Origin of the sequence: Castellaniella sp. (assembly GCF_049671645.1) — a bacterium.
Lineage (GTDB): Bacteria > Pseudomonadota > Gammaproteobacteria > Burkholderiales > Burkholderiaceae_B > Castellaniella.
Window position 1 is genome coordinate 109,722 of the sequence record NZ_JBATVG010000008.1, and the last position, 18,345, is coordinate 128,066.

Consider the following 18,345-nt stretch of genomic DNA (forward strand, 5'->3'; position numbering starts at 1 on the left):
GATCAGACTCTCTTCTTCGAACGCCCGCGCCGGCGGCCGGCGCGCAGCCAATACATCGCCGGCTCCGCCATCACGGTGCCCACGATCACCAGGACGCCAAGGTAGAACAGCGGACCGAGCTGCCGCTGCTCGCCCAGGAGAGGCACAGCCAGCAGCACGGCATAGACGGGTTCGAGATTCACCGCCATCTGCTGGGCGAACACACTGATGTGACGCAGCGCGGCCAGCATCATCGCAATGGGCAAGGCGGTCAGCGCGATGGCGAACACCAGCAGCAGCACCAGGTCCCGCCCATGCGGAACCGTCAACACGGCATCGTCCCCCGGCAGCAGGAAGAGCACGGCGGCCAGAAAAGCGGCGCCCGCCCCCATCTCTATGCACGTCGCACTGAGCGGATGGACACGGTTTGCCAGAACCTTGTTGAGCCCGCTGAACACGATGAGCACCGCCGCCGACAGCAGTCCGACTCCGAGGCCCAGGTACATATCGGGGGGAATGCCGCCGACGACCAGCGCGACACCCGGAACGATCGCGGCCGCCAATCCCAGGTCCGAGCGCTTCCAGGGACGGCGCATCACGACCGGCCCGAACACGGCGACGAACAGCGGCGCCGTGCCGAGGCACACTGCGGCAACGGACGCATTGGTGAGTTTGACGGCCAGGTAGAACAAGGCCCAGCTGGTGGCCAGCACCACGCCCGCAGCGCAGCAGAGCGCCAGCAAGCGCGGCGACAGCTTCCGGATGCCGCGCCAGGAAGCAGGCAGGGACAGCAGCGCAACCGCGGCCAGCGCCATGCGCCACCAGACCAGGGGCAGCGCGTCCAGCGTGATCAGCCGCCCCATGATCGGCGTGAACCCGAACAGCAGCACACAGGCATGCATCAGCACGTACCCCCTGGCCGCCAAAGGCTCGGGGCTGGTCGTGGTCACTGGCGAGGATATGGACATGGTTGACGATGGCAAGCGGCGGGAGGCCCCAGGAGTTTCCGCGAATGACGCTCTGGCCGGCGCATCATCGCAAACGGGCCACCCATGCAGGGCGGCCCGTCCATTCCCCTCGAAGGGCGTTACTGGCCTTCGAGGAAGCTCTTCAGTTTGTCCGCCCGGCTGGGGTGGCGCAGTTTGCGCAGGGCCTTGGCTTCGATCTGGCGGATGCGTTCGCGGGTGACGTCGAACTGCTTGCCGACTTCCTCCAGGGTCTGGTCGGTGCTCATTTCGATGCCGAAACGCATGCGCAGGACCTTCGCCTCGCGCGGGGTCAGCGAATCCAGCACTTCCTTCACCACGTCGCGCATGGAGCCATGCAGGGCCGAATCGGACGGCGACACCGTGCCGGTGTCCTCGATGAAGTCGCCCAGGTGGGAATCGTCATCGTCGCCGATGGGCGTTTCCATGGAAATGGGTTCCTTGGCGATCTTCAGGATCTTGCGGACCTTGTCTTCCGGCATGTCCATTTTCTGCGCCAGGGTGGCGGGATCGGGCTCCGCCCCGGTTTCCTGCAGGATCTGGCGATTGATCCGGTTCATCTTGTTGATCGTTTCGATCATATGGACCGGAATCCGGATCGTACGAGCCTGGTCGGCGATGGAACGCGTGATGGCCTGACGAATCCACCAGGTGGCATACGTGGAAAACTTGTAGCCGCGCCGGTATTCGAACTTGTCCACGGCCTTCATCAGGCCGATGTTGCCTTCCTGGATCAGGTCCAGGAACTGCAAGCCGCGATTGGTGTACTTCTTGGCGATGGAGATCACCAGGCGCAGGTTGGCCTCTGTCATCTCGCGCTTGGCCTTGCGGGCTTTCGCCTCGCCGGTGGCCATGCGCTTGTTGACGTCTTTCAGGTCTTTCAGAGGCAGCACGACGCTGCGCTGCAGCTCGATCAGTTTCTGCTGGATCTCCAGCACCGCGGGCGCATGGCGTTCCAGGGTTTCCGAATAATCGTGGGCGCCGGAGATTTCCTGGACCACCCAGTCCAGATTGGTTTCGTTGCCCGGGAAGGCCTTGATGAAGTGCGCCCGGGGCATGCCGGCCCGCGTGACGCAGATCGACATGGCGGCGCGTTCGTGGGTGCGGACCTCGGCGACCTGGGCGCGCAGGGCATCGGCCAGCCGCTCCACCATCTTGGCGGTGAAGCGCACACCCAGCAATTCGGCGTGAATGGCTTCGCGGGCCTCGACGTAGGAGGGGGACTTATAGCCCTCGTCCTCGAAGGCCAGGCGCATTTTGTCGAACCAGGACTCGACCAGGTCGAATTTCTTCAAGGCCTTGGCGCGCAGGTATTCCAGCTGCTTGCTGCTCATGCCGCCCGCCGGGCCGTCATCGTCGTCCGACGTGACCCCGGAACCGGCGTAGTCCTCGCCTTCCTCGTCGATCAGGCCGTCCACGACCTCGTCGATCTGGGCGGTGCCTTCGCGGACCTTGCGGATGTGTTCCAGAATCTCGTTGACCGTCGTCGGGCAGGCGGCGATCGCCATGACCATGTGCTTCAGGCCGTCTTCGATGCGCTTGGCGATTTCGATTTCGCCTTCGCGCGTCAGCAGTTCGACCGTGCCCATTTCACGCATGTACATGCGCACCGGATCGGTCGTGCGGCCGAAATCGGAGTCCACGGTGGTCAGGGCGGCTTCGGCCTCGTCCTCGACGTCGTCGTCGCTGGTGGCCGAAGGCACGTTGTCGCTCATCAGCAGGGTTTCGGCGTCGGGGGCCTGGTCGTAGACCGAAATCCCCATGTCGCTGAAGGTGCTGATGATACCGTCGATGGCTTCGGCATCGACCAGATCGTCGGGCAGGTGATCGTTGATCTCGCCGTAGGTCAGGTAGCCGCGGTCCTTGCCCAGCTTGATCAGGATCTTCAGGCGGTTGCGCCGGGCTTCCTGTTCTTCGGGGGTCATCTGGCTGCGCGACGGGCTTTCCTTCTCGCCCTTGGCGCGCTTGCCGCCCCGCTTGGGCAACGGCTTCAGATCGGGAATGACTTCGCCGTCATCGGCGTCGTCGTCCACGTAATCGGCGCCATCGCCATTGGCATTCTTGGCCGGACGCCCGGGCTTGCGCCCGCTGGGAACCTTGGGCGCGCGCGGCTCGGCCGCCGCTTTCTTGGTGGTTTTCTTGGCGGCGGGCTTGCTGGCCTTCTTCGCCACCGGCGCCGTCACACTGGCCGCCTTGACCGCGGATTCGAGCTCAGCGCTCTGGGCCTTGGTTTTTTTGGCTGCTGTTTTTTTGGCAGCCGCAGGGGTTTTGCCAGTTGCTTGGGTCATGTGCTCTTTCCGTTTTCAGTTCCGTTGCCGCTCAGCCTCAAAGCCGAGCGGGCAACAATTCCGGGTCGACAATTCTGTTGAAGGCGCTCAACTTATTGAAAACCATGTAGTTTACTGCACTTGACAGGAAGATTCATCCTGTCGGGGCCTTCAGCCGGGCCAGACGACGGCTGAGGTCCTGATATCGCCGGCGCTGCGCGTCATCCGTCAAACCGGCCGCAACCAGGCGATCGCACTGTTCCTGCACCGCCTGCAATTCGATGTGCCGCAAGGCATCGCGCCATTCCGCCTCGGGGTCAGGCAATTCCTGCGTCAGGACTTCCGTGGACAAATCCCGGATGGCGGCCGCCAGATCCGAGTCGGGGTCGGCTGCCTCCAGCAGCGCGCCGGCATGGCGCCCGCCGCACGCGCTGGCCAGGCTGATCAATTCCCGCACCAACTGCAGATGGGGATGATGGGCCAACAATTCAAGCTGCTGATCCCCCAGGCTGTCCACCAGCGCGGGGTGCGCCAGCAGCAGACGCAGCAGCCGCCGCGCCAAAGGGGTGACGGTCCGGGCCTGGTTCGCGCGGCCGCGCCGCTTCTGGCCGGCCGCAGGCCGACCTGCGGGAGCTCCGTCCCGGGCGAATTCCGCGCTGACCCAGGAAGGCTCATCGACGGGCGCGCCAGGGCTCTGCCAGTCCTCCGCAGCCCCATCGGACGCCCGGCCGGCCGGCCTCCCCGGCGCCCCGTCCGGACGCCGGAAATCCGCGGCCGGCGCCGTAGCCGCAACGGGCCCGCTGGCCAGCATGCGGCTGAGTTCTTCCGGCGTCAGGCGCACCTGCTGGGCGAATTCGCGTTCGACCTGCAGGCGGAACCCGCCTTCCGGCATCTGGGCGAACAGGGGCCGCGCCTCGTGCACACAGGCGGCGCGGCCCTCGGCTTCGCGCAGGTCATGGCGCGCCGCCAGTTCCTCCAGCATGAAGCGCGACAACGGCAAAGCCTCGTCCAGGCAGGCCCGCAGGGCCTGCACCCCATAGGCCCGCACGTAGGAGTCGGGGTCCTGGCCGTCCGGCAGGAACAGGAACCGCATGGAGACATCCTCGGCCACCCACGGCAGGCACGCCTGCAGGGCCCGCCAGGCAGCCTTGCGCCCCGCGCCATCGCCGTCAAAACTGAAAATGATGCGGTCGCTGGCCCGGCACAGCTTTTGCAGATGGTTGCTGGTTGTGGACGTGCCCAGCGTCGCCACGGCATTGTTCAGGCCGAATTGCGCCAAGGCGACCACGTCCATGTAGCCTTCGACGACCAGCACGCAGCCTTCGCTGCGGATGCCGGCGCGGGCCTCGTGCAGGCCATAGAGCTCGTGTCCCTTCGAGAACAGGCTGGTTTCGGGCGAATTCAGGTATTTGGGCTCGCCCGCCTCGATGAGGCGGCCGCCAAAGCCGATCAACTGCCCCCGGCCGTTCAGGATCGGGAACATCACCCGGCCCCGGAAACGGTCATGGCGGCGACCGTCCTCGGCCTCGATCACCAGGCCGGATTCGATCAGCGCAGGGTCTTCGTAGTGCTCGAACACCGAGGCCAGGCCCCGGCGATCGGCGCTGGCCCACCCCAGGCCGTAGCGGGCCGCCACTTCGCCGCTGAGCCCGCGTTTCTTCAGATACGTGATCGCCTGCGGCGCCTGCTTCAAGGCCGCCCGATAGTGGGCCTGCGCCTGCTGCAGCACGTCGCGCTGGCGGGACCCTTCCTCGCGGCGCTCGCGCTCGGCGGCCCGCTGGCGCGGGGTGCGCGGTTCCTCGGGAACCGTCAGGCCCACGCTGGCCGCCAGCGTACGCACGGCTTCCGGAAACGGCGCGCCGGTGTGCTCGGTCAGGAAATGGATCGCGCTGCCATGGGCGCCGCAACCGAAGCAGTGGTAGAACTGCTTGGTGGGGCTGACTGTGAACGACGGCGATTTTTCAGTGTGAAAAGGGCACAAACCCAACAGGTTTGCGCCCCCTTTGCGCAGCTGCACATACCGGCCGACGACATCGACGATATCTACGCGCGCCAGCAATTCCTGGATGAAGGATTCAGGAATCAATCAATAGAGTCGCGGCGGCAGTTGTTGGCTGCGAATGCGTTTGTAGTGGCGCTTGACGGCAGCAGCCAGCTTGCGCTTACGTTCGGCAGTGGGCTTCTCGTAGAATTCACGCGAACGCAGCTCGGTCAACAGACCGGTTTTTTCGATGGTGCGCTTAAAGCGCCGCAGGGCAGCCTCGAAGGGCTCGTTTTCTTTGAGGCGGACAATCGGCATGTAAATCCTTGAAAGCCTGTAAAAATCATGAATGTCGGCGGCATCGATGCTGCCGGTGCACCCACGGTTAGGGAAATGGAAAATATCCGTATAAGACAGCAGAAGATTCTAGCACGAATCAGGACGGGAATCTATGCTTTCGCATCAGGATACGCGGTGCGCACCCCCTTGCGGATCCAGGACTCCAATTGATGCGGGCGCAGGCTGTCGTAATCTTCGAAGGGCTGGTGAATCCAGGGGTTGGTGGGCAACTGGTCCACGTAATAATCCGGCTGGACCTGGGCATGGCCTTTTTGCCACAGCACGGCCGTGCGCATTTCGGTGATGCCCGGAAACTGCTTGAGCAAGTGATCGTGCACCCGGCTGAAGGTCAGGCCGGTATCCACCATGTCGTCCACCAGCAGCACCTTGCCGTCCAGCGTGCCGCGCGTAATGGTGATGAACTGCGCGATGTCCAGCTGCCCCTGCACCGTGCCGGCCGCCTCGCGGTAGCTGCTGGTGGCCAGGATGCCCAGGGGCACATCGAAAATGCGCGACAGCACGTCGCCCACCCGCACGCCGCCGCGCGCCAGGCACAGGATCTTGTCGAAGGCCCACCCCGATTCATGCACCTGCAGAGCCAGGCGCTCGATCAGCGAGTGGTACTGTTCCCAGCTGACCCAGAGGTCGCGATCGGTGCTTGGCGGAATGCTCATGTTTCTATCCTGTGATGTGCGTATGAAATAGGCTCAAAAACTACGGCGTGGCCAGCGCGTCTTTGCCGGCGGGCCGCCCCAAGGCAAAAAAGCCCCCACGGGCGGCGGCAAGCGAGCTTCAGCCTGCGCAGCGTGGGGGCCGCCATTGTGCCGCCTTACCCCTGGAAGGGGTGGCGCAGCACGATGGTCTCCAGCCGGTCCGGACCGGTCGAGACCATATCGATCGGCACATCGCAGACTTCGGCGATGCGTTCCAGGTAGCGCCGGGCATTGATGGGCAGCTTGTCGTATTCGGTGATGCCCACCGTGGATTCCGACCAGCCCGCCATTTCCTCCAGGACGGGCTCGGCTTCGGCGGCCGCATGGGCGCCATAGGGCAGCACGTCCAGGAATTGACCCTTGTAGCGGTAGCCCACGCCGATCTTGATCTGCTCGACGCCGTCGAGCACGTCGAGCTTCGTGATGCACAGGCCCGTCAGGCCATTGATCATGACCGAACGCTTCATGGCGGCGCCGTCGAACCAGCCGCAACGGCGGGGGCGTCCGGTCACGGAACCGAATTCCTTGCCCACCGTGGCCAGGCGCAGGCCGGTGTCGTCCAGCAATTCAGTGGGGAACGGCCCCGAGCCCACCCGGGTGGTGTAGGCCTTGGCGATGCCCAGCACGTAGTCCAGCGCCTGCGGCCCGACACCCGTGCCGGCCGCGGCGGCGCCCGCCACGCAGTTGCTGCTGGTGACGAAGGGATAGGTGCCGTGATCGATGTCCAGCAAAGTGCCTTGGGCGCCTTCGAACAACAGGTTGTGACCGGCCTTGCGGGCGATGTGGATGTTGCTGGAGACGTCGGCCACCATGGGCTCGATCTGCGGCGCCAGCGCCATGACCTGGTCACGCACCTGGCTGGCCTCGACGGCCTTGGCGCCCAGGTATTGGGTCAGGACGAAGTTGTGGTAGTCCAGCACTTCGGCCAGTTTCTCGTCGAAGACGGCCGGATCGTACAGATCCTGCACGCGCAAAGCGCGGCGGGCGACCTTGTCCTCGTAGGCGGGGCCGATGCCGCGCCCCGTGGTGCCGATCTTGCCCTCGCCCTTGCGGGCTTCGCGGGCCTGGTCCAGCGCCACGTGATACGGCAGGATCAGCGGGCAGGCCGAGGAAATCTGCAGCCGCGAACGCACGTCCAGGCCGGCGGCTTCGAGTTCGCCGATTTCGGCCAGCAGGGCTTCGGGCGACAGCACCACCCCATTGCCCACATAGCAGGTCACGTGAGGATGCATGATGCCCGACGGGATCAGGCGCAAAATGGTCTTGCGGCCATTGATCCACAGCGTATGGCCGGCATTGTGCCCACCTTGAAAGCGCACGACCCCCTGGGCGGACTCGGCGAGCCAATCCACGATCTTGCCCTTGCCTTCGTCACCCCACTGGGTGCCAATCACGACGATGTTCTTGCTCATAAGCCTTGCTTGTGGCAGCACCATGCCGCCTTGGGAAACGAATAAGTTTATACCATCAGACGCCGAGCGTCCGCAGGACCCAACCGCCATCGGCCAGGACCAGTTCCTGGTCGATCCGGAATTCATCGTACTGCTGCGGTTCTCCCGGCAGGCTCTGGATGACGATGTGGCCTTGCGCCCGCAGCGTGCCGATCACCTGGGTCAAAGCCGGATTGTCCGACCAGGGCGCCCGGATCGCCCGGGCGCGCTGCGCATCGGGCAGGCCGGCCGAGAGCTTGCGCAAATCCAGACTGAAGCCGGTGGCCGGACGCGCGCGGCCGAACTTTCGACCGATGCCGTCGTAGCGCCCGCCGCGCACCAGCGCGTCGTGCCAGCCCGCGGCATAAATCGAGAAAACAACGCCGGAGTGATAGCCGTAGCTGCCCCCCATATCGGCCAGATCGATGGCGATGGGCGCATCCGGCAACGCCGTGCACAGGGTGCGCAAGGCATCCAGGGCGGCATGCACGGCCGGCAGATCCGGCAGGCACTGCCGCGCGCGATCGACCACCGACAGATCCCCATACAAGGTCGTCAGCGTCCGCAAGGCCTGGCGCGTATCGGCGCGCGCCCGGGTTTCGACGCACAAGGCGTCCAGCCCCGGAACGTCTTTGGCGCTGAGCAGGTCGTAGACCATATTGGCGACCTCCGCCAAAGCGGGGTCCGCATCGACCAGCGCACGCCCCACGCCGGGATGATTCAGATCCAGGCGCGGCTGCAGAACCCCCGCGCGGCGCACGGAATCCAGGGCCAGCCGCACGCATTCGATATCGGCCTGGACACCCGCATGGCCGAATATTTCCGCTCCGATCTGCAGCAGTTCGCGATCCGAGGTCAGACCCGCCGGCCGGGTATGGACGACCGGGCCGCAATAACACAGACGCGTCACCCCGGGGCGATTGAGCAGATGGGCATCGATGCGCGACACCTGCACCGTCATGTCGGCTCGCACGCCCATGGTCAGCCCCGAAAGCTGATCGACCAGTTTGCAGGTGCGCAGGCGCAGGGCCTCGTCGTCGACCAGCATCAGGGAATCCAGATATTCCACCATGGGCGGCGCGACCAGTTCGAACCCGTAGGTGCGATACAGATCAAGCAGTTCACGACGCAGCTCTTCGATGCGTCGCGCTTCGGCGGGCAGGATGTCCGACAGATTTTCCGGCAGCAGCCAGTTCGACATCATGGGTTGTTATTCCAAAATCACAGCCAAAAGAAAGCGGCCCGGCACCCGGCCAGGCCGCCCGTCGGTACTGTCTAGCGCGTGGCCGGCTTGCTGCCGGGAGCGCGGTCCCAATAACGGAAGAAATCCGAATCGGGGCTGAGCACCAAGGTGCTGTCGTGCCCGGAGAAGGAGGAACGATAGGCATCCAGGCTCTTGTAGAAACTATAGAACTCGGGGTCCTTGCCATAGGAGGCCGCATAGATGGCGGCCGCCGTGGCGTCGCCCTCGCCCCGCTTGGCCTGGGATTCGGCATACGCCTTGGCCAGGATTTCCTGGCGCTTGCGGTCGGCCTCGGCGCGGATTCGTTCGCTGTCGGCGGCGCCGCTGGCCCGCAGGCGGTTGGCTTCCTGCTTGCGCTCGGCTTCCATGCGGCGATAGACCGATTCGGAAATTTCCGGCGCGAAATCGATGCGGCGCAGCCGCACGTCCACGACATCCACCCCCAGAGGCCTTGCCCGCTGGGCCACCGAAGACTGGATTTCCTTCATGATGGTGTCGCGATCGCTGGAGACGACCTGCTTGACCGTGCGCACGTTCACCGCCGCATTCAGGGCATCCCGGATCTGGGCCTGCAGACGTTCGACGGCCGCCCCGCTGTTGGCGCCGAACGTGACGTAGTACAGACGCGGATCGGCAATGCGCCATTTGACGAACGAGTCGATCAGCAGGTTTTTCTTTTCAGCCGTCTGGATGCGTTCCGGATCGCGGGTTTCAATGGTCTGCAGGCGCTTGTCCAGATAGACCACGTTTTCAAACGGAGGCGGATACTTGAAATACAGGCCGGGCTCGGTGATGGTTTCACGCACTTCGCCCAGGGCAAACAGCAGGGCCGAGTCCCGTTCCCGCACGACGAACAGGCAGGAGGACAAGGCGGCCACCAACAGGACCAGACCGACCAGGGCAGGGAAAAAACGTTGCATCATGGGCTCCTAGTTCGAGTACGGGCTGCGCATCAGCGAATCCAGCCCCGATGGCACGCCTCGGGCGGCGGGACGCCCCGAGGACGGCGCGCTCTTGGACGCCGCCTGGGCGGCGCCGGCGCCGGCCGTGCTGACGGTGGAGCTGCTGGATGAAGACGAGCCCGAGGCCCCCGAAGACGAATCCGACGAAGCCGCGCTGCCCGAACCGGCAGCCGGGCCGCTGCGGGCGGCCTGCTGCATGATCTTGTCCAGCGGCAGGTACAGCATGTTGTTGCCCACCGGAGCGTCGATCATGACCTTCGCCGTATCGCTGAAAATATCCTGCATGGTTTCCAGATACATGCGCTCGCGGGTAATGGCCGGCGCCTTGGCGTATTCGGACGCCACGCTATCGAAGCGCGAGGTATTGCCCTGGGCCTGCCCGATGACCTGGGCGCTGTAGCCTTCGGCTTCCTGGATCATGCGGGCGGACTGGCCTTCCGCCTCCGGCAGGACCTTGCTGGCGTAGGCATTGCCCTCGTTGATCTGGCGTTCGCGATCCTGCCCGGCCTTGACGGCATCGTCGAACGCGGCCTGGACCTGTTCGGGCGGCTGCACGTTCTGGATGGCGACCGTGGAAATCTGAATGCCGGTCTGGTAGCGATCGAGAATGCTTTGCGCCAGCGCCTGGACTTCGGTGGCGACCTCGGTGCGGCCCGAATACAGGACGAAGTCCATGGGCTTGCGGCCGACGATTTCCCGCATGGCGGTTTCGGCGGCCTGACGCACGGACTCATCGGGCTGGCTGGTGTTGAACAGATAGGCCGGCGCCCCGTCGGGCCGCAGGCGATACTGCACCACGAACTGCACATCAATGATGTTTTCGTCGTTGGTCAGCATCAGGGATTCGGACAGGACCTTGTTGCGCGCCGACCCGCGGAAACCGACCTCGAAGGTGCGCAACTGGGAAATATTGACGTCCTGCGAGTTTTCGATCGGGTACGGCAAACGCCACTGCAGGCCAGGGTTCAGGGTGTGGATGTATTTGCCGAAGCGCGTGACGACGGCGACCTGACCTTCCTGGACGATCATGAAACCGCTGGCCAGCCACAACAGGATGGCGGCAATGATCAGCAGCAGGATGAATTTCGGCGAAGGCCCCGGCAGCGACGGCAGGCCGCCGCCCGAGGGCATGCGCGGACCGCGCCCCCCGCCGCGCTTGCCGAACAGGCCCGACAGGCGTTTGTTGAAATCGCGCCAGACCTCGTCCAGGTCGGGAGGCCCGCCGGCGGGGTTCGGTTTGTTGGAAGGCTCGTTGTCCTGATTTTGCTGACCGCGCCCCCAGCCCGGATCATTCAGGTTGAACAGTTTCATTCCACGCATTGTTTCCCGTAGGCCCCCCAAATTCTGCAATCGACTGCCGCAAGCCGTCCAGACCGCTGCGCTGCAGCGCACTGACAAAGACTCGCGCAATCGTACCATGTTCGTTTCGTTCGACCCGGGGATCATACCCGGCCGTGTCGATTTTGTTATAGACCCGGATCTGCGGAATTTCATCCGCGCCAATGTCCTTCAGCACCTTGTTGACTTCGGCCGCCTGCTCGTCGCGCTGCGGACTGGCGGCATCGATGACGTGCAGCAGCAGGTCCGCATGCACGGTTTCTTCCAGGGTGGCCCGAAAGGCGGCGATCAGGGTGGGCGGCAAGGAGCGGATGAAACCCACCGTATCGGACACCACGACCTGCCCCGCCCCTTCGATCCAGACCCTGCGCGTGGTCGTGTCCAGGGTGGCGAAGAGCTGGTCGGCGGCATAGGCGTCGGCCCGGGTCAAGGCGTTGAACAGCGTCGATTTCCCGGCATTGGTATACCCCACCAGCGACACCGACAAGGTCTGTCCGCGCACCCTGGCCCGTCGCTGGGTCAGGCGCTGGCGCTGGACCCGGTCCAGGCGTTCACGCAAAGCCCGCACCCGGACACCGATCAGGCGGCGGTCGGTCTCCAACTGGGATTCACCGGGCCCGCGCACGCCGATGCCGCCCCGCTGACGCTCCAGGTGGGTCCACAAGCGGGTCAACCGGGTGGACAGGTGCTGCAACTGCGCCAGTTCCACCTGCAGCTTGCCTTCATGGCTCTTGGCCCGCAAGGCGAAAATATCCAGAATCAGGGCGACGCGATCCACGACCCGGACCTGGAGCTGACGTTCCAGGTTGCGCTGCTGGGCCGGGCTGAGCGGGTGATCGAACAGCACGACCTCGGCGTCCGTGGCCTTGACCAGGGCGGCGGCTTCCTCGATTTTGCCGGAACCGATGAACCCGGCCGCATCCGGCCGGCTGCGTCGCGCCACCAGGACCTCGGCGATCTCGGCCCCCGCGCCCTGCGCCAGCATCAGGAATTCTTCGGCATGCGCCGCGTAATCCAGTTCACCCAGGTCCACGCTGATGACCAGAGCGTTCATGATTCCCGCCTCGCGGCCTGCATGCCGCTCGGATTCGTGAGGCGGGGCATGGCCCCCACGGGCAAAAACCCGTCCTGTCTCATCCCCCACGCTGCTGGCGAAGCAACAAAAGCAATGCCCGCCGGTGCGGGCCGCACGGCGGGCGATGGCGACACCGGATCAGCCAGGAAATTATTCGGCAGAGTCGTCCACCTGAAAGGCAACCGGACGCGCCGGAACGACGGTGGAAATCGCGTGCTTGTAAACCATCTGCGTGACGGTGTTGCGCAGCAGCACGACGTACTGATCGAAGGATTCGACCTGACCCTGCAATTTGATCCCATTGACCAGATAAATCGAGACAGGCACATGGTCCTTGCGCAAGGCGTTGAGAAACGGGTCTTGAAGAATTTGCCCTTTATTGCTCATGGACGAGGCTCCGGTTATTGACGTTATAGTACTTGGATTATTTTAATGCGATTCACGCACTGCAGCACGGCCGCGACCGTGCTGCAGTGCACTGAATTCATCAAGCGGACAAGACGGCCTTCAGCGTATCACACAAGCGGATGCATTGTTCCGGCGTGCCCACGGTGATGCGCAGATATTGTTCGATCCGCGGCGCCTGGAAGTGGCGCACCAGAATCCCCTGGTCGCGCAGTCCCCGGGCGATGACACCGGCGTCCTGGGTGCGATGGCGGGCGAAGACGAAGTTCGCCTGCGACGGCAGGACGTCGAACCCCAGCGATTGCAGAGTCTCCGTCAAGGACTCCCGGGCGTTCACGACGGCATGCCGGGTGCGATCGAACCAGGCTTCGTCTTCGATCGAAGCCTGGGCGCCGGCCAGCGCCACCCGATCCAGGGGGTAGGAATTGAAACTGTCCTTGACCCGCAGCAGGCCGGCCACCAGATCGGTCGACGCCAAGGCGTAACCCACGCGCAATCCCGCCAGGGACCGGGACTTGGACAGCGTATGGATCACCAACAGGTTGGGAAAGTCCTGCAGCAGGGCGGCGGCCGATTCCGCGCCGAAATCCACATAAGCCTCGTCCACCACGACGGCGCTGTCGGGGCGGGCCCGGGCGATGGCCGCGATCGCGTCCAGCCCCAGGCCACGGCCGGTCGGCGCGTTGGGGTTGGCAAAGATGATCCCGGCCGGTTCCTGTTCAGCGGCTTCCGTGTAATCGCTCACCCGCAGGGTGAAGTCGTCGGCCAGCGGAATCAGGCGATGCGGCACGTCGTAGAAACGGCAGTAGGTGCGATAGAAGCTGTAGGTGACGTCCGGCAGCCACAAGGGGCGCCCGCCTCGCAGGAACAAGGCATTGAACACGTGCGCCAGGATCTCGTCCGAGCCATTGCCCAGAAACACCTGATCGGCCTCCAGACGATAGCGCCGCGCGATGGCCTGGCGCAGGCCCAGGGCCTGGTAGTCCGGATACAGCCGCATGTCGTCGCCCAGCGCCGCCTGCATGGCCTCGATCGCCTTGGGCGAAGGCCCGTAGGGGTTCTCGTTGGTGTTGAGCTTGAGCAGGTTTGGAATCCGGGCCTGCTCGCCAGGCGTATAGGGAATCAGACCGGCGATGTGGTCGCTCCAGAGCGTGCTCACGACTGCTTATCCTTCAGATAGGGGTTATGCGAGGATTTGAATTCGACGCTCAGGGGCGTTCCGGCCAGTTTGAAGGCATCGCGGAACTGGCCTTCCAGATAGCGCCGATAGGAATCCGGCACGGCGTCCAGCGCGTTGCCGTGAATGATGATGCGCGGCGGATTCTGCCCGCCCTGGTGCGCGTAACGCATCTTGGGCCGAAAGATGCCCTTGCGCGGCGGCGGCTGCTGCTCGATGGCGGCCTGCAGCGTGCGCGTCAGCTTCGGCGTCGACAGCTTTGCGAAGGCGGCCGCATGGGCGGCTTCGACGGCCTTGATGACCGGCCCCACCCCCTGCCCCTTCAGGGCGGACAGATGCAGCACCCGGGCAAAGGACAAAAACCGCAGTTTGCGTTCGTATTCGCGCTGAACCCATTCCCGCTGTTCGCTGTCGACGGCATCCCATTTGTTCAGTCCGACCACCAGGGCGCGGCCTGTCTCCAGTGCGAATCCGGCGATGTGGGCATCCTGGTCGGACACCCCGTCCTGGGCATCGATCAGCAAGAGCACGACATTGGCGGCCTCGATCGCCTGCAAGGTCTTGATGACGGAAAACTTCTCGACGGTTTCAAAGACCTTGCCCCGGCGACGCAGGCCCGCCGTATCGATCAGGGTGTAGCGTCGACCCGCGCGCTCGAATTCGATTTCGATGGCATCGCGCGTGGTGCCCGGCAGGTCATAGGCGATCACGCGCTCTTCGCCCACGAGGGTATTGATCAGGGTGGACTTCCCGACGTTCGGCCGCCCGGCGATCGCCAGCTTGATCCGATGATCGGGTTCGGCGCCGGGTTCCTGCGCCGATTCGTCCGTGGAGACTTCCGCCGCTGCCTGACGGGCCTGGGCCAACAGCGCGGCCAGGGCTTCGTCCACCAGGGCGGAGACCCCGTCGCCATGCGCGGCCGAAATGGCGTAGGGTTCGCCCAGTCCCAGCTCGTGAAACTGGGCCAGGTCGGCATGATCGCGCATGCCTTCGGCCTTGTTCACGGCCAGCAGCACCCGCTGCCCGGTCTTGCGCAGCAGGCGGGCGATCTCATGGTCATGCGCGTTGATGCCTTCGCGCCCGTCCACCAGAAACAGCACGACATCGGATTCCGCGATGGCCTGCTCCGTCTGGCGGGCCATTTCGACCAGGATGCCGCGCGTGGCGACCGGCTCGAACCCCCCGGTATCCACCACGATGAACGGAAAATCGCCCACCCGGCCTTCGCCGTAATGCCGATCGCGGGTCAGGCCCGAAATATTCGCCACCAAGGCCGCGCGGGAGCGCGTCAGGCGGTTGAACAGGGTCGATTTGCCGACATTGGTGCGTCCGACCAGAGCCACCACCGGTTTGAAATGCAGATCAGTCACCGACACCCACCAGCATCAGATTGCCGCTGCTCGTCTGCACCACGACACCTCGGGGCGTCGCCAGCGGAGCGGACAGGATCGGCCCGCCCCCGATCTGCAGCCGAGCCATCGGGCTGCCGTCGGCGCGGGAAAGAAAGTGCAGATAGCCTTCGAAATCGCCCACCGCCACGGCCCGCCCGGCGACCGCCGGGGCGCTCAGGCGCCGGTTCAGCAGCGCGGACTGCTTCCAGAGTTCATGGCCATCCTTCAAGTCCAGCGCATGCACGGCATCGCGCATGTCCGGCAGGTAGATGTGCTGGCCGTCCGTCGTCATGCCGGTGGCCGAGGCGATATCCTGCGACCACACCGCGCGCCCCCCCTGCGACACATCGAAGCAGGTGATGCGGCCCTGGTAGCTGACGCCGCACAGCAGCGGCCCGACCGTCAGCGGTTCGCCGACCACGTCGCTGATGCGCTCCAGATCGGATGCTCCGCGAGATGCCGACACGGAACCTTCCCAGCGCACGGTGCCCGAGGCCGCATCGATGACCAGCAGGCGGCCATTGGGCATGCCCGCGACCAGCAGGTTGGGCACCACCGCCATGCGGATGCTGGTGCGCAGCGCCAGCGCCGGCCCGGGCCGCTGAACGTTCCAGCGCAGTTTGCCCGTCGACTCGTCAAACGCCTGGATACGGTAATCCGTGGTGCGCACGGCGACGATGCCATTGCCCACGGCCGGCGGCACATTGACGGCGCTGGCCGCCTGGCTGCGCCAGAGTTCCTTGCCCTGCGCGTCGTAGGCCACCACGACACCCTTGCGGGTGACGACCGCCGTCGTGCGACCATCGCTGCCCACGCCGGCCTGCAAAGGCTCATCGCCCGCTTTCCAGCGCAAGGCCCCGGAAGCCAGGTCCACCGCGGCCACGGTCCCGGACGGCGTCGCGGCATACACGGTATCGCCCACCAGCTGCGGCGCGAAGCCGTAGTCCCCGCCGCTGCCGATGGATGTCGACCAGCGGGTCGCCACGGAGAGCGTCGGCGTGTAATCCACGAGCGGCGCCGGGTCGAAGCGGGCATCCGGGCTGGAAAACAGGCCGCAGCCGGACAAACCCGCCACCGTCAGGCCAAGGACGGCGACGCGGATGAGACGAACAGGAATACGCATGGGGCTCAAGCTCCGTTCAGGGCATCGATTTTCAGTTGGACGATCTGGGCGGCCGGGTCGGTCCCGAAAGCCTTGAGCGCGTCGCCCCAGGCCTGGACCGCCTGGTCGGCATGTCCCTGCGCCGCCAGCACGTCGCCGCGCCGATCGGCATACAGGCCGGCAAAGCCTTCGGGCGCGGTCCCCTGCAGCTGGGCCAGCGCCGGATCGTATTGTTTCTGCGCCAGCAGCACCCCCGCCAGGCGCAAGCGGGCCACTGCCTGCACGGCGGACGCCGAGCCGTCGCGCACCAGCCATTCCAGCTGTTCGCGGGCGCCATCCAGGTCGTGGCGTTCCTGCAAGGCCCAGGCCGCCACCAGCACCCCGCGGGCGGCATAGCCGGAGCCGGCATAGTCATTGCGCAGCGCCGTGCTGGCGGCCTTGATGCGGGCCACGGCATCATCGCCCGGCTGGCCGGCGGCGGTTTCCAGAGCCTCGTAGTAGCCCATGGCCTGCCCGGCCTGATGCGAGGCATACCACTGCCAACCGCGCCAGCCCGCGAAGGCGGCCGCCACGACCAGCACCAGCACCATGCTGAACGTGCCATAGCGTTCCCACCAGGCCTTCAGCGCGTCAATTTTTTCCTGTTCTTCGAGATCGTATGCCATGCCTGTAATCAGATCCTTTGCTTGAGATGATGCGCCAGCTGGTCGAAAGCGACCGATTCCTGCTGCGCGCCGTCCGGAGAGCCCGCGCGCAGCCATTTCACCGTGGCGGCCCCGGCAGCCAGCTCGTCCCCGCCCACGATCACGGCGACCGCGGCTCCGCTGGCGTCCGCGCGGCGAAATTGTGATTTAAACCCAGTCGAGCCGGCGTGGACAAGTGCCCGCAGCCCGACGTCCCGCAGGGATTCAGCCAGGCGGGCCGCTTGGCGCTGCCCGTCATCGCCCTGATGCGCCAGGTATACCTGGCATTCGGCGGGCGCCTGCTCCGGCGCGTCCTGCAGCCAGAGGTCCAGCAGACGCTCCATGCCGATGGCGAAGCCCACGGCCGGGGCCGGCTTGCCGCCCAGCAGTTCGATCAGGCCATCATAGCGGCCGCCCCCGCATACGGTGCCCTGGGCCCCCAGGCGGTCCGTCACCCATTCGAAAACCGTCAGGTTGTAATAGTCCAGTCCGCGCACTAGGCGGGGATTCAAGGTATAGGCGATGCCGGCATCATCCAGGCGCGCGCACAGACCCTGATAGTGCGCCAGGGACTCTGCCCCCAGGAAATCGAACAGGCGCGGCGCAGCATCGGCCATGGCCTGCATGGCGGGATTCTTCGTATCCAGCACCCGCAGCGGATTGCTGTGCATGCGGCGACGGGCTTCCTCGTCCAGCACGTCCAGATGCTGTTCGAGGTGGGCGATCAGGGCTGCGCGGTGCGCGGCGCGCTCGGCCGGCTGCCCCAGCGAATTGAGCTCCAGGCGGATGTCGTTCAAGCCCAGCAGGCGCCACAGGCGCGCCAGCATGAGGATCAGTTCGGCATCCACGTCGGGGCCCGGGAAGCCCAGCGCCTCGACGTCGATCTGATGGAACTGCCGGTAACGCCCGCGCTGCGGCCGTTCATGCCGGAACACCGGCCCCATGGCATAGATGCGGCGCGGCCGGTCGTAGAGGAAATTATGTTCGATGGCCGACCGCACGATTCCGGCGGTGAACTCCGGGCGCATGGTGAGGCGCTCGTCGTTCAGCGGATCGACGAAGGAATACATTTCCTTTTCGACGATATCGGTGACTTCGCCGATGCCCCGGGTGAACAGACGCGTGTGTTCCAGCACGGGCGTGCGCATGTTCTGGTAGCCATACCCGGCCAGCCAGTCGCGCACCAGGGCTTCGAGCTGCTCCCAGCCGGCCGATTCAGGCGGCAGGGTATCTTTCATGCCGGTCAGGCCGGCGACTTTCTTGAATTCGGACAT

At 65.2% G+C, this 18,345-nt stretch carries 16 protein-coding genes; all 16 read right to left on the reverse strand.

The genetic code is table 11. From position 1 onward, the window contains the following. Window positions 1-2: 2 nt before the first annotated feature. The 16 genes from WBG56_RS02895 to hisS all read right to left on the reverse strand — a co-directional run bounded on the left by WBG56_RS02895 (window position 3) and on the right by hisS (window position 18,345). A complete protein-coding gene (locus WBG56_RS02895; protein WP_424265059.1) occupies window positions 3-947 on the reverse strand; it encodes a DMT family transporter in 945 nt (314 codons plus the stop codon). Window positions 948-1,066: 119 nt separating this feature from the next. Continuing rightward, window positions 1,067-3,253, reverse strand: a complete 2,187-nt coding sequence (gene rpoD, locus WBG56_RS02900) for an RNA polymerase sigma factor RpoD (protein ID WP_424265061.1) — start codon at window positions 3,251-3,253, stop codon at window positions 1,067-1,069. Window positions 3,254-3,386: 133 nt separating this feature from the next. Then, window positions 3,387-5,318 carry a DNA primase gene (gene dnaG, locus WBG56_RS02905; protein ID WP_424265063.1) on the reverse strand — a complete coding sequence of 644 codons (1,932 nt, stop codon included), beginning with the start codon at window positions 5,316-5,318 and terminating at the stop codon, window positions 3,387-3,389. Next, the gene (gene rpsU / locus WBG56_RS02910) at window positions 5,319-5,531 is read right to left on the reverse strand and encodes a 30S ribosomal protein S21 (RefSeq protein WP_298015764.1); all 213 of its coding nucleotides are present in this window, start codon (window positions 5,529-5,531) and stop codon (window positions 5,319-5,321) included. Window positions 5,532-5,662: 131 nt separating this feature from the next. Next, the gene (locus WBG56_RS02915) at window positions 5,663-6,226 is read right to left on the reverse strand and encodes a phosphoribosyltransferase (RefSeq protein WP_424265065.1); all 564 of its coding nucleotides are present in this window, start codon (window positions 6,224-6,226) and stop codon (window positions 5,663-5,665) included. A 155-nt stretch (window positions 6,227-6,381) separates the two neighbouring features. Then, entirely contained in the window at window positions 6,382-7,677 is a 1,296-nt protein-coding gene (locus WBG56_RS02920; protein WP_424265067.1) for an adenylosuccinate synthase, read from the reverse strand. A gap of 55 nt (window positions 7,678-7,732) precedes the next feature. Next, window positions 7,733-8,896, reverse strand: coding sequence for an ATP phosphoribosyltransferase regulatory subunit (locus WBG56_RS02925; protein WP_424265137.1), 1,164 nt, complete (start codon window positions 8,894-8,896; stop codon window positions 7,733-7,735). Between the two features lie 74 nt (window positions 8,897-8,970). Beyond that, window positions 8,971-9,858: a protease modulator HflC gene (hflC, locus tag WBG56_RS02930; protein ID WP_424265139.1), complete on the reverse strand. Its 888-nt coding sequence runs from the start codon at window positions 9,856-9,858 to the stop codon at window positions 8,971-8,973. Window positions 9,859-9,867: 9 nt separating this feature from the next. Beyond that, window positions 9,868-11,220: an FtsH protease activity modulator HflK gene (gene hflK / locus WBG56_RS02935; protein ID WP_424265069.1), complete on the reverse strand. Its 1,353-nt coding sequence runs from the start codon at window positions 11,218-11,220 to the stop codon at window positions 9,868-9,870. Continuing rightward, window positions 11,189-12,292 (reverse strand): GTPase HflX, encoded by a 1,104-nt coding sequence (gene hflX / locus WBG56_RS02940; RefSeq protein WP_424265071.1) that lies wholly within the window; start codon window positions 12,290-12,292, stop codon window positions 11,189-11,191. Before hflX ends, hflK begins: the two co-directional genes overlap by 32 nt. 171 nt (window positions 12,293-12,463) lie before the next feature. Further along, window positions 12,464-12,700, reverse strand: coding sequence for an RNA chaperone Hfq (gene hfq / locus WBG56_RS02945; RefSeq protein ID WP_322995321.1), 237 nt, complete (start codon window positions 12,698-12,700; stop codon window positions 12,464-12,466). 100 nt (window positions 12,701-12,800) lie between these two features. Continuing rightward, window positions 12,801-13,877, reverse strand: coding sequence for a histidinol-phosphate transaminase (gene hisC / locus WBG56_RS02950; RefSeq protein ID WP_424265074.1), 1,077 nt, complete (start codon window positions 13,875-13,877; stop codon window positions 12,801-12,803). Continuing rightward, a complete protein-coding gene (gene der / locus WBG56_RS02955) occupies window positions 13,874-15,256 on the reverse strand; it encodes a ribosome biogenesis GTPase Der (RefSeq protein WP_424265141.1) in 1,383 nt (460 codons plus the stop codon). The genes hisC and der overlap by 4 nt, the downstream gene beginning before the upstream one ends. A gap of 1 nt (window position 15,257) precedes the next feature. After that, window positions 15,258-16,409, reverse strand: coding sequence for an outer membrane protein assembly factor BamB (gene bamB, locus WBG56_RS02960; protein WP_424265076.1), 1,152 nt, complete (start codon window positions 16,407-16,409; stop codon window positions 15,258-15,260). Between the two features lie 5 nt (window positions 16,410-16,414). Further along, window positions 16,415-17,053: a YfgM family protein gene (locus WBG56_RS02965; protein WP_424265078.1), complete on the reverse strand. Its 639-nt coding sequence runs from the start codon at window positions 17,051-17,053 to the stop codon at window positions 16,415-16,417. A gap of 8 nt (window positions 17,054-17,061) precedes the next feature. Then, window positions 17,062-18,345, reverse strand: a complete 1,284-nt coding sequence (gene hisS / locus WBG56_RS02970; RefSeq protein WP_424265080.1) for a histidine--tRNA ligase — start codon at window positions 18,343-18,345, stop codon at window positions 17,062-17,064.